Annotated in this window: 10 protein-coding genes; 8 read left to right on the top strand and 2 right to left on the bottom strand. The window is 53.8% G+C overall.

All coding sequences use genetic code 11. The features are described from left to right. The first annotated feature begins 76 nt into the window (after positions 1–76). The 8 genes from NZ823_16420 to egtB all read left to right on the top strand — a co-directional run bounded on the left by NZ823_16420 (position 77) and on the right by egtB (position 9,580). Positions 77–1,075 (top strand): hypothetical protein, encoded by a 999-nt coding sequence (locus NZ823_16420; protein ID MCS6806712.1) that lies wholly within the window; start codon positions 77–79, stop codon positions 1,073–1,075. A 354-nt stretch (positions 1,076–1,429) separates the two neighbouring features. Further along, positions 1,430–3,028 (top strand): sigma-70 family RNA polymerase sigma factor, encoded by a 1,599-nt coding sequence (locus tag NZ823_16425; protein ID MCS6806713.1) that lies wholly within the window; start codon positions 1,430–1,432, stop codon positions 3,026–3,028. Positions 3,029–3,031: 3 nt separating this feature from the next. Further along, positions 3,032–4,216, top strand: coding sequence for a transcription termination factor Rho (gene rho / locus NZ823_16430; protein ID MCS6806714.1), 1,185 nt, complete (start codon positions 3,032–3,034; stop codon positions 4,214–4,216). A gap of 165 nt (positions 4,217–4,381) precedes the next feature. Further along, positions 4,382–4,681, top strand: coding sequence for an HU family DNA-binding protein (locus NZ823_16435; GenBank protein ID MCS6806715.1), 300 nt, complete (start codon positions 4,382–4,384; stop codon positions 4,679–4,681). 607 nt (positions 4,682–5,288) lie between these two features. Further along, positions 5,289–5,498: a hypothetical protein gene (locus tag NZ823_16440; GenBank protein ID MCS6806716.1), complete on the top strand. Its 210-nt coding sequence runs from the start codon at positions 5,289–5,291 to the stop codon at positions 5,496–5,498. A gap of 102 nt (positions 5,499–5,600) precedes the next feature. Continuing rightward, the gene (locus tag NZ823_16445; protein MCS6806717.1) at positions 5,601–6,761 is read left to right on the top strand and encodes a hypothetical protein; all 1,161 of its coding nucleotides are present in this window, start codon (positions 5,601–5,603) and stop codon (positions 6,759–6,761) included. Positions 6,762–6,802: 41 nt separating this feature from the next. Next, entirely contained in the window at positions 6,803–8,137 is a 1,335-nt protein-coding gene (locus NZ823_16450) for an SUMF1/EgtB/PvdO family nonheme iron enzyme (protein ID MCS6806718.1), read from the top strand. 123 nt (positions 8,138–8,260) lie between these two features. Continuing rightward, a complete protein-coding gene (gene egtB, locus NZ823_16455; protein MCS6806719.1) occupies positions 8,261–9,580 on the top strand; it encodes an ergothioneine biosynthesis protein EgtB in 1,320 nt (439 codons plus the stop codon). 123 nt (positions 9,581–9,703) lie between these two features. Here the strand turns inward: egtB and NZ823_16460 are convergent, their stop codons facing one another. Both NZ823_16460 and NZ823_16465 read right to left on the bottom strand, forming a co-directional pair. After that, positions 9,704–10,870, bottom strand: coding sequence for a hypothetical protein (locus tag NZ823_16460; GenBank protein MCS6806720.1), 1,167 nt, complete (start codon positions 10,868–10,870; stop codon positions 9,704–9,706). Positions 10,871–11,013: 143 nt separating this feature from the next. Further along, positions 11,014–11,673, bottom strand: coding sequence for a TIGR04282 family arsenosugar biosynthesis glycosyltransferase (locus NZ823_16465; protein ID MCS6806721.1), 660 nt, complete (start codon positions 11,671–11,673; stop codon positions 11,014–11,016). Positions 11,674–11,822: the final 149 nt, after the last annotated feature.

An 11,822-nucleotide genomic window follows, 5' to 3' on the forward strand; every position in this document is an offset into this window, starting at 1 on the left:
AATGCCGTTTTATGGTGTGCCCCATCGGCAACGGTGATGGCAATCCCGATGCGACGGGGTAGCATCGGAATTGGATATGATGGAACAGACTCGTCAACAAGGTGATATTATTCACCTGTTGGATTTCAGGCCTGAAAGAAGATACCTGATCACGGGCATATTGACTTCCCTCATTTTGCACGGTGGTTGGATTGGAAAGGCAGCCTACGACGCCTGGCGAGGAGTGCAGCAGTGGCGCGACCTATTATCTATTGAGGTCGTGGACGAGCCGGGGCGGAGCTTGGGGCGACGTCGCTTAAGCATGATTGAGTTGACGCGACCACTTTACTACCCGCCCGGCCTGGTCAGCCCGTTGCCTGGTACGACAACTCAACCACCCAAGCCCGCAGCCGACAGGCGTCGCCCGTCTCCTCGTACCGAGACAGAGGACGCTGAACGACTGCAGGAGCAACAACAAGAGACTGTAACTTCAGGTGAAGCTACTGACGGCCAAGTGGCTGCAGATCAATCACAGATTCTTCAGGAGCAGATCCAGCGATTTCAACAGCAAGCCCGAACGCTTAACATCGGCCCACTACGTGAGCAAATAGCCAATATCTACAAGGCTCAACAAGAAGGCCAGCTCACCATCGGGGAGATTAGCGTCGCCGTTAACTTCAAGGTTCGGGAAGATGGAGCGTTTACGCATGTCCGGCTCATCGAGTCTTCGGGCATTACAGAAATTGACAACGCTGCGCTATTAGTTGTTGATGAACTCAACAAACTGCGTGCTTTAGCTCCGCTGCAGAAGACCGATTCGGTGACACTCCGTTTATCCATTGCTCAGGAGGTGGTCCTGCGGACAATCGTGGCAGCCTCTTCAGAGGCGGAAGCAGCCCGACAAGTGCGGCATCTGAACGATCTGCTAGCAGCACTGCGGTTGTTGAGCACGGCGCAAAAAAGGACTCAAACGGTACACTTTTTGTCCAAGATCGTTATCACTCAGGAAGGGTCGAACATCGTGACGGTCGCTCGGATTGATCGGGCCGAAGCCAGTCAACTGCTGAAAAGACAGCTTGGCTCAGGCAGCGAGTAAGGGAGGAGGTGTTTATTCTTTTGTTAAAACTTAATCTCCTGTGTTTGTAGAACTTACAGGCAATGGCGCATCAAAGAATTTTCTTGACAGCAACTAGGATTATGAGTAGATTATTTGATTTGTTATAAGCGGAACTAGAGAACCCAAGTAAGCACACCAAGCATCTAAGTGGGCGGTTGTGCGGGAAGATGGCAAGGATCGTTCCAAGTTGTAGGATTGGGGGCAGTGGTATAAGTAAGCGAGAATCCCTTAAGTGAACCCTCTGAATGCATCGGTCGGTGCATGAATGAGGAGGTTATGTAGGCCCCGGCGAGGGGCCACACTATAGAAACTATGGCAACATTATTGGAGACTATGGACGAGACGTTTGACATGCCGCTGGAAGATTTGTCCTTGGAGGAGGAGTTCGAGCGCGACGGGCAAGTCCTAGACATTGACTATTCGGAACCGGAAGTGCTCGAAGACGGCTTGGCATTGTCAGATGAAGATCAAGAGTCACTGGCTGAACGGGAAGCCATGATTCTGGAAGAGACAGAGGCTGACGCCGAAGGACTTGACTCAATCAAGACCTACTTCCGCCAAGTGGCAGCCGTGCCTCTGTTAACGCAGGAAGGAGAGGTCGAACTAGCCAAACAGATTGAGCGTGGTCAGCGGTTGGTGCAGAAATCGCTTTCCCGTTCACCAATTTGTGTGGAAATGATCCTCCAGCTCGGTGACCAACTGGAGGAGGATGAGCATGTTCAGATTCGGGATATTATTGATGTGGAGGGGATCGTCGAAGAAGGCCTAGAGCAGGTTCGGCTGGAGGTCATTGAAAAGATCCAGGATATTAGGAAGCACTACAGAAAAGCCCTCAAGCAGTATGAGAAGCTTCGGGCTATGCCGAAACGGTCACCCAAACGCAGACGCCTGATGCATCAATTGGGCCACACCTGGGTGAAAATGTCTCAACTGGTGCGCACGATAACCTTCACGCCACAATACCAGGAAAAACTGATTGAAGGCGTCAAACGGGCACGCGAAGAGCTCACGGCTGCTGAGCAAGAAGTGGCTAAGCTCACTCGCAGCCAGGCGCGCGCAAAGAGCAAAGCAAGCCAAGAAGCGATAGCAACCCGGTTGCGTGCAGCCAAGCGGAAGTTGAGGCAATTAAGCCAGCAGTATGGCATTGACCTGGTTGATCCTCAACGCACGCTCGAACGAGTGGAGCGGGGGCGTCGCCAAGCCGAACAAGCGCGACAGGCGCTGACGGAGGCCAATTTGCGGCTCGTTATTGCCTTTGCTAAACGGTACATGCACCTGGGACTGCCGCTACTGGACCTGATTCAGGAAGGCAATATCGGATTGATGAGGGCGGTGGAGAAATTTGATTATCGTCGAGGCTACAAATTCTCGACCTATGCCGTATGGTGGATTCGCCAAGCGATTCGACGGGCTATTTCTGACAAGAGTCGGACCATTCGACTGCCGGTTTATGTGACAGATACCTTGGAAAAAGCGAAGCAGGTTTCGCGCGAGCTGAAAGAGAAACTGGGACGTGAACCGATGATGAAAGAGATTGCCCAAGAAATCAGCGTTGCGCCGTCAAAACTGCGCGACTTGATGGAAGCAGCGCAAGTGCCTGTTTCCTTGGAGACACCGATGTTTGATGATGAAGAGGTGCGACTGGGGCATCTGGTTCCTGATGATGCTGCGCAGACGCCCGATGAGACCGCTATTCGCACCAATCTTCAGTTGATCACCAATGATACGTTATCGAAGAACCTCACGCCGCGCGAGGAGGCGATTATTCGTATGCGATTTGGTTTGAATCCGGCGGAGGAAGAGCATACGCTTGAAGAAATTGGCCGCCGGTTGGGGGTGACACGGGAGCGGATTCGACAGCTCGAAGCGCGGGCGCTGGCCAAGTTACGCCATCCGGAAGCAAGCGCCAAACTGAAGTCATTTGTGAGCTAGGTTATGGTGGAAGCAGCTTATAGAACGAATACACGCGGACAACAGGCGGTGGCTGTGCCATCTGCATCTAGAGGGGAGTATATCATCCCGATTGAGGGGGTTTTGGAGGTCGTACCGCAGGGGCATGGTTTTCTTCTTTCGCCTGACAACTCCTACTTGCCAAGCCCAGAAGATATTTATGTGGCCCCATCGCAGATCAGGCGGTTTAAGCTTCGCACCGGGGACATCGTCAGAGGCGAGTGCCGCCCGCCACGCGATGGAGAAGAGTATTTCGCGCTGGTGCGCATTCACTCGGTCAATTTTGAGCAACCAGAAAAGCGCCTCGAAACAATGGCCTTTGAAGACTGGGTGCCACTTTATCCGCAAGAACAGTTGCGATTGGAGACAACTCAGCAAAATCTGGCTGGGCGAGTGATTGATTTGCTAATGCCCATCGGCAAGGGGCAACGTGGGCTGATTGTTGCACCGCCGCGCACCGGCAAAACGATGATTCTTCAGTCGGTGGCCACATCCATCACCACCAACCATCCAGAGGTCACGTTGTTCGTCTTACTGATTGATGAACGACCTGAAGAAGTGACTGATTGGGAGCGTCGGGTTAAAGGAGAGATCATCAGTTCAACCTTCGACGAGCCAGCCGAGCGTCATGTGCATATTGCCTCGATTGTCTTGGAGAAGGCCAAACGGTTGGTTGAGTATGGGCACGATGTGGTGATCCTGCTCGATTCGTTGACGCGACTGGCGCGCGCCCACAATACGATCTCCGAACGGTCGGGGAAAACCTTGTCTGGCGGTGTTGAATCCACCGCATTGCAGCAGCCTAAGCGATTTTTCGGCGCGGCCCGCAACCTGGAAGAATCCGGCAGCTTGACGATCCTAGCGACGGCGTTGATTGACACCGGCTCGCGGATGGATGATGTGATTTTTGAGGAGTTCAAAGGCACAGGCAACATGGAACTGCATCTGGACCGCGAGTTGGTTGATAAGCGCATTTTCCCGGCCATTAACATTCACAAATCAGGGACGCGAAAAGAAGAACTCTTGCTTGACCCGGAAGCCTTGCGACGAGTGATCGCCCTGCGGCGCGTGTTGACCACGTTGTCGCATGTTGAAGCCATGCAGTTAATGTTAGAAAAACTGAGCAAGACAAAAGACAATGCTCGATTCCTCGCATCTATTAACGTTTGATCTGGATGAGAGACTGAACCGTTGGGGCAACACCGAGTGCTGAAGAAGCGACGGCTTTTTTCCCATCTTTATCGTGGATTACGTAGGCAAACTGGATGATTTTTTGTATACTTCTGTCCCCCCTGTGATTGGTGGTGGTTAAAACTTCAATTCAAAGGAGACAACATGGCTGAAAAGAAACCAATGTCTAAGGCACAATTAGTCGAGCATGTTGCGACTGGGGCAGGCATTAAGAAAGCAGATGCCAAAACACTTCTTGATAACCTCGCTTCACTGGCTGCCAAAGAAGTGAAGCGCTCCGGTCAATTCGTTTTTCCGGGCCTCGGCAAGCTTGTTCTGGCTAAACGGAAAGCTCGTATTGGCCGGAATCCTCGAACGGGTGAAGAGATCAAAATCCCGGCCAAGACGGTGTTGAAATTTCGTATTGCCAAATCCTTGAAGGATTCTGTATTGCCAAAGAAATGACACACTGGCTGGTCGGATTTTCACTGGGATGATGATGCCTACAGGGAGCCGTCAATCCTGAAGATTGTCGGCTCCTTTTTGTTGATGGGGATTCCAAACCTGTTGACTCATCTGAATTGAAACTTCAGATTCGACAACGCGGAATAGTGACGCTGGCCAGATAGGTATGAAAACACCAGGTGACTCATGTTGACTTCGGGAGTTGACTGACGTTGATGGCTGAGCGCCAGCTCTTAAGCCCAGTTCCTATGAATTGATTTGCAACCAATGTGCGCCGGTTGTTTTTGTTGAGGTGTTAGCTTTTGGTGAGCTGCATCGTTGCGACGGTTGAACAGAGACGATTTTACTGAGAGTCCTATCAGCAAGACGGCGTGGCAGACGTCGCAGATGTTCGGTGCTAACGGATATTTGATTGCATTGCGCATGCGGTATTGATCCATCGGTGGCAGGCGTCGCAGGTGTTCGGTGCTAACGGATATCCACCGCCGGGTTGCCCAGGCTGGCTAGGTGGAGCCTGGTCTTGGCCTCTATGACACACGTGATGAGCGTGTCGTAAAGCTTGACGAGGAGCAACCCACGTCGTCAATATCTACGCGGAGAAAAAGCTATGAGGCAGTGTGCAAAATTGGTGAGGCAGACTCGCTTATTCATCTTGATGATCTTCATGGTGGCGACGGTCATCGGGTATGCTTACGCCCCTGAGCCGATGCAGGACAGAATGAGCCTTCGTCTGCCGGAATTGGGCACAGACAATGGATTTGCGCTGGCCTTATTTTACGGCAGTGACATTGATGGCAGTCTGGAAACCTGTGGCTGACCGTCTCACCCGACTGGGGGGCTGGCACGGCGTGTCGGCTACATTGAAGCGTTCAAAGCCCATTTTCCTGGGGTCGCTGTGATGCAACTGGATGCGGGCCACATGTTTTCGGATAAGCTCCTGCCGGATAAGATGCCCTCGCCCGAAATGCTTGTCAGGAACAGTTGGGTTGTTCGTGGGTATGATCTGGTTCAGCACGACGTGGCCAATCTTTCTTATCGCGATTTGTATTATGCGCAGGATTTGTTCGAGGTCGAAACGTATCAGCGCATCCGGCGACAGACGCCGGTCATTGATCGCTTCATTTCTGCTAACGTTCGTGCCACGGACGATGCGCATGTGACGCCACGGCCCTATATCATCAGGGAGCTAACGGGGGAGCGATTCCCAGTGCGGGATAATGGTCAACGGACGTGGCGGGTCGGTGTTGTGGGCGTGACCGAACAGCCCAACCGCGATGCAGCGCCAGTCAATGGATTGATCGTTGAAGACCCGTTGGTTGCTTCGCGACGCAGCATTCTGGAGGCGCGGGCGCGTTGTGACTTGCTGGTCGTGCTGGCTTATGTTTCGGATAGCAAGGCGTTCAAGCTGCTTGATCTGAATCCCGAAGTTGACGTGGTGATTATACCGCGCAGTCGGTGGACCCGCACCTATCAGAACGACCGCACTCGGCTCGTGTACGCTGATCCGCAGACAAAAATTCTCGGTCAGTTGCGCGTCTCGGTTGATCAGCAAGGCCGCGTAGTCAACATTGAGGATCGTCCGGTTTTATTGGACGACAAAATTCCGAGTGATCCATCTATTGAAGAGTTTGTGAAGAAGGCAGCCGCAGACATAGAGCAGACGGTCAAGGGGTGGTTGACGCCAATGGCGAATCGGCCGAAGACGCCGGTGGCAGCCGGCCTCTTTGTGACGGCGGAAACATGCGGAGCGTGTCATCGTCGTGAACATGCCCTGTGGGCTCAATCGGCGCATGCTCGCGCGTTCGTTTCGCTGGAGGAAAAGCGTCAGCAGTTTGAGCCTCAGTGCATCGGCTGTCATGTGACGGGGTATCAAGTCGGAGGGTTTCGTCATGCGCTCTGGACGCCTCATTTGGTGAGCGTTCAATGCGAAGCATGTCACGGTCCCGGCCAGCAGCATATTGCTGATCCGATGAAACCTTACGGGAAAGTCGTCACTCCGCAGGCCTGCCAATCGTGCCACACGCCGGAGGAGAGTCCTGGCTTTGATTTTGCCACGGCATGGGAAAGGATTCGACATTGATGGGGATCAAGATGAGGGATTGGCCGCAGCGAGCATTCGTCATGACGATAGGTTTACTACTGGTTTGTTGCTTTCTGCCGCAGATGTTGCTGCGTGCTCAACACAACCTGCCGTCCGCTGAAGGGGTTCTCGTTGTTGTCACAGACCCGCCCGGCGCAGAAGTGATGCTCGATGGTGTCGTGCGTGGGGTGACGGAGCCGGAGCGTGGATTGGTATTGAATGGTCTGAAGTCCGGCGCATATACGCTGGTGGTTCACAAACAATGGCATCGGTCTGTGCAACGCCGAGTGGTGATTGAGCCGGGTAAGCGGACGGTCCTCAATCTGGCGCTTGGGCGACCGATTGGGTTTCTCAGTGTTCGCGCCAGTTTGCCTCATGTGCGAATTGAGGTCAAAGGAATCGGCGTATATCAGCAGGAGCTTCATCGGCAAGAGGTCCCTGTGGGTAAATATCAGGTCAAGATCGAAGGCCCTGGCATCCCTGTCCGTGTGCAGACTGTAGACGTGACGGCTGGTGTAGAAACTGATCTGTTTTTCGATCTCGGTCCTGAGGCTCAACCGAGTAAGCCGGAGATCAAAGTCACGCCGATTGAAATTCCGAACCGTGGTCGCGCGGACCGTCCGTTGTTAAAAGCCGGTGATCGCTACGGCGTGCTCGTTCGAGGGTATTTAATTCCGGAGGTGGTGGCGCTTCCGGGTGGGTCATTCCTGATGGGCAGCGACTCAGGTGGAGAGGACGAAAAGCCGGTTCATGAGGTTTACCTCGATCCGTTTGATATGGGGCGCGTGCTCGTTACCAATGCTCAGTTCAAGGCCTTCTGCGATGCGACAAAACGCGAGTACCCAGCCGACCCGCCTGAATGGGGCAATTACTTCAACGGCTATCCTGACCATCCTGTGGTGAATGTCAGTTGGGAAGATGCCATGGCCTATTGTGAATGGCTTTCAAAGATCACGGGAGCGAAGTATCGGCTGCCGACAGAAGCCCAGTGGGAGTATGCTGCCCGCGGTGGGCTGACAGGTAAGAAATATCCTTGGGGTGACGACGACCCGAAAGGCCGCGCTAACTATTTGGAAGGGCAGATTCCATTTGGTGTGCCGACGACGCGCGTGGCCAGCTATGCACCGAATGGATATGGCTTGTATGACATGGCTGGCAATGTGTGGCAGTTGTGTTGGGATTTTTATGATGTCAGCTACTATCGCAGTGGCAATACCCGAAATCCTCAAGGGCCTCCTGAAGGCGGCAATAGAGTCGCTCGTGGCGGCGCTTGGCTTTACGGTCCGTCGTCTCTTCGGTGCGCTGTTCGATTGCAGGTCTCTCCGTTTATGCAGCATGAGACGATTGGTTTTCGGGTCGCGCTGGTGCGCTCCTGAATGCTGAATCCTCGCATCGGTATGGGCATGTTCTCAGGTTTCTGAAGGCTCCAGATAAACGGCCCGCGCCGCTGGCTGCCACATCAAGAGGGTTAGCATGAGATGGATGGATTGGAGGCTATCATGATGGACACAGTAAGCACGCCCCGAACACAAACAGTCCCACTGTCTCGCAAGGAAATATCAGCTTGGGGCTGCCCAGGTGAACTAACGCGCGCCGCCGCCATACTGGTCTATAAGGCAGTTCGTCAGCAAACCGAGCGACTCTGTCAGCCACTCGCAACGGAAGACTATGTCATTCAATCCGTCCCTGACGTGAGTCCTCCGAAATGGCATTTAGCGCATACCACTTGGTTTTTTGAAACGTTCTTATTGGTCCCGTTTGTGCCACGCTATCATGTTCATCACCTTCAATACGGTTACCTGTTCAATTCATACTACGAGACGGTCGGCACGTTTTATCCACGAGCGCAACGGGGCTTGTTGGCTCGCCCGACAGTCAAAGAGGTCTATGCATATCGAGCCAGTGTGGACGAGCAGATGGGCGAAGCGATTGAGACAGTGGCTGAGGAGCACTGGAAGGAGTTTGCGAGACGGCTGCAACTCGGTTTGAATCACGAGCAGCAACATCAAGAGCTATTGCTGACGGACATCAAGCATAACTTTGCCGTCAATCCGTTGCGACCAGCCTATCATGACGCGCCGGCGCAACCGCAGCGGACGCCCTCGCCGTTAACTTGGTTGGAGTATGCCGGCGGCGTTGAAGAAATCGGCTATGACGGCGATGGCTTCGCGTTCGATAATGAGACGCCTCGACATCGTGTCTATGTTGGCGAATACCGGTTGGCCTCGCGATTGGTGACCAATGGAGAATATCTGGCTTTCATGGATGCCGGCGGATACGAGCGTCCCGAACTCTGGCTCTCGGATGGGTGGCGAGCCGTGAAGGAAAAAGGTTGGAAGGCGCCGCTCTACTGGGAGCAGATAGATGGAGCATGGTGGGTGATGACGCTGGCCGGGATGCAGCGGCTTAACGAACATGAACCTGTCTGTCATGTGAGTTACTACGAAGCCGACGCCTTTGCGCGGTGGGCTGGCAAGCGGCTTCCGACGGAAGCTGAATGGGAGCTGGCCGCGCGCCATCAGCCGATTCAGGGCAATTTTGTCGAATCTGGTCACCTGCATCCGATCGTGGCGGAGCCGGGCGCGACACAGTTGTATGGCGATGTCTGGGAGTGGACGCAGAGTTCCTATAGCCCGTATCCTGGCTTCCAACCTCCTGCCGGCGCGCTTGGTGAATACAACGGCAAATTCATGTGCAACCAGTTGGTCTTGCGTGGCGGCTCCTGTGCAACGCCAATATCACATATTCGACCGACGTACCGGAATTTCTTTTACCCGGCCGACCGCTGGCAATTCATGGGTATTCGGCTTGCTGAGTGAAGCTGTACGAGGGTTAGGTTAAACATCGAACGAGTGGCGCTGGCAATTCATGGGTGTTCAGCTTGCTGAGTGAAGCTGCTTTCCGTAACGCCGTGCACCACTGTTGTGCTGTGCCATAGACGTTCATGCAGGATGATGTTTCCTCTGCCAGATCAACAGCGCGTAGACGGGAATGTAGAGCAGGCAGACGAAAATAATCTCGGATGGGGAGCGATCCCGAACGAAGTATAACAGCACGGCGGCGCTAACCAGATAGAACCACGCAGCGGAGAACTTGACGCACAAAAACGGTAACAGCCAAAGAAAGTACCAAGGATAATGCGGCGTGCTCAGCAGCATGAAAGCCCCCATCAGGAGCAAGCTGCCGTTGACGTGCTGCTGGACTCCTTGCCGATGCAGCACGCGCCAAGCCAGCAGGCTGAGAACGATGATGGCCATGACCACATAGACTTCTGTTGGCATGGGTACGATCAACCGCGCGACTTCCAATGGGAACAGACGTTGACCACTGATGAATCGCTCTTCTCGCAGATAAATCGGCAACGAGCCGATCACACCCATGCCAACGCCTAAGTAGGGCAGATAAGCCAACCCCACTGCGGCCATCAGCGTCACCGGCAGTTTCCAATCCCACTTCCTGTAAAATGCCGGCGCGAGAATAAACGGATAGAGTTTCACCAAGCCGGCCAGGGCCAGAAACAGGCCGGTCAACGCTGGTCGCTCTCGCAGACAAAACAACCAGGCCGCGACGATGAACATGATGGCGGCTGCATCAACGTGGCCGCTATGTGAAAACTCCCACAATGGCAGCGGATGCCAAGCGTAGAGAATCACGCGATTGGCATCCAGCGACAGGGCTCTTAGAATGGCAATCAACATGACGATCACCAGCCCATCGAGGACCACAAGCGTGACTTTCATGCCGCGCAGGCTGTTGCCAAACAGTGTGTATGAACCTAAAAAGACAACTTGCGCTGCCGGTGGATAAATGGTGTGAGCGTAGTCCTTGCGGTTGATTTTCGGGTAGATGTCAGGATCGCGGAAGCGCACGAGAGCTTCGTCAGCGGGGATATAGCGGTAGGGATTGATTCCATGCGCTTGCATCTTTCCATCCCAGACGTAGCGGTAGATGTCGTCAGATAAAACCGGCTCGGTGAGCAGGAGAGCGATTCTGAGCGCGACGGCCACGACTAGGATGATGCGCAAGGATCGCTGTATAGGATTTCTGTTGTGCCAGACCATCCAGCACGCAGCTCCGTAGAGCGCAAGTCCAACAACATAGATAACCATGAACCCCGCGTAGCTGCCGCTGTAATTTGCGATCGGCCAACTCAGAGAGACAACCAACAGACCCATCCCCAGCAGGCTTAAGTTCCCAATGGAGGGTTGAGCGTAAATCACGCGTGATCCGAACGCAGAATGCCCGGTCTTCATCATTCTTCCAATTGCCTCAAAACCTCGCGAGTATGGATCAGATGACCGCTGTCTTGCTTGATCAACTGGCGAAGCTTTTCTACGTCTTCGATCTCGTCAACATCAAATGAAGTCGGTAACAAATGGACGGACAATCCAAGCTTTCGGATTCGCTCCAGTGTGTCGGCCAGAACATGTGCTGTGCTCATTGGGACATAGGAGAACACATCGTGAGCTTCTTTCATGCCAATTAAGTTGTAGCCGCCGTCTTCTGCCGGCGCCAGCACCGTGTCCACGTGTGTTAATGCTGTGAATGCTTCCTCGACCCATTCGCGTCGCATCTGTGGAGCATCAGAACCCATGACGACTACGCGCTGGTAGCCTGCTGCAAGCAGTCTCCGAAAGATATTGAGAAGGCGCTCGCTCAGCCGCGCGCCTTCTTGAGGGAAACAACGGCTACCGGCGCGAACCACGGATGCAAAGTGAGACGAGGGGGGCGTATAGGCCCAATAGAGCGGGCGCGGGTTGTTACCAAACGTCGCTTCGAGGTCGCGGATGAAGGCTCGATATAAGCGACATGCTGGCTCGTCACCGAAGTGCTTTGCCAAACGAGTCTTCACCTGACCGACTTCGGGATATTTTGCGACGATGACGAGCGCCTCCGCTGACTGTGCGTCCATATTGATCATCTCTTTGGTTGGCGACGGCGACATTGTAGCAAATTGGCAAGCGCGCGTCTTGCAGCAAATAGCGTTTTGTCACCCGCTTTCGGAACTCCGTATCAATCAACAATGGCGGCGCGCGTCTTGCAGCGTCTCGCGTTTTCTCG

The sequence above is a fragment of the Blastocatellia bacterium genome (genome assembly GCA_025054955.1).
Classification (GTDB): Bacteria; Acidobacteriota; Blastocatellia; order HR10; family J050; genus JANWZE01.

Bases quoted from the DNA above. Each gene is read 5' to 3' on its own strand.
- NZ823_16420 (MCS6806712.1), top strand. From the start codon at position 77: ATGATGGAACAGACTCGTCAACAAGGTGATATTATTCACCTGTTGGAT.
- NZ823_16425 (MCS6806713.1), top strand. From the start codon at position 1,430: ATGGACGAGACGTTTGACATGCCGCTGGAAGATTTGTCCTTGGAGGAG.
- rho (MCS6806714.1), top strand. From the start codon at position 3,032: ATGGTGGAAGCAGCTTATAGAACGAATACACGCGGACAACAGGCGGTG.
- NZ823_16435 (MCS6806715.1), top strand. From the start codon at position 4,382: ATGGCTGAAAAGAAACCAATGTCTAAGGCACAATTAGTCGAGCATGTT.
- NZ823_16440 (MCS6806716.1), top strand. From the start codon at position 5,289: ATGAGGCAGTGTGCAAAATTGGTGAGGCAGACTCGCTTATTCATCTTG.
- NZ823_16445 (MCS6806717.1), top strand. From the start codon at position 5,601: ATGTTTTCGGATAAGCTCCTGCCGGATAAGATGCCCTCGCCCGAAATG.
- NZ823_16450 (MCS6806718.1), top strand. From the start codon at position 6,803: ATGACGATAGGTTTACTACTGGTTTGTTGCTTTCTGCCGCAGATGTTG.
- egtB (MCS6806719.1), top strand. From the start codon at position 8,261: ATGATGGACACAGTAAGCACGCCCCGAACACAAACAGTCCCACTGTCT.
- NZ823_16460 (MCS6806720.1), bottom strand. From the start codon at position 10,870: ATGGTTATCTATGTTGTTGGACTTGCGCTCTACGGAGCTGCGTGCTGG.
- NZ823_16465 (MCS6806721.1), bottom strand. From the start codon at position 11,673: ATGGACGCACAGTCAGCGGAGGCGCTCGTCATCGTCGCAAAATATCCC.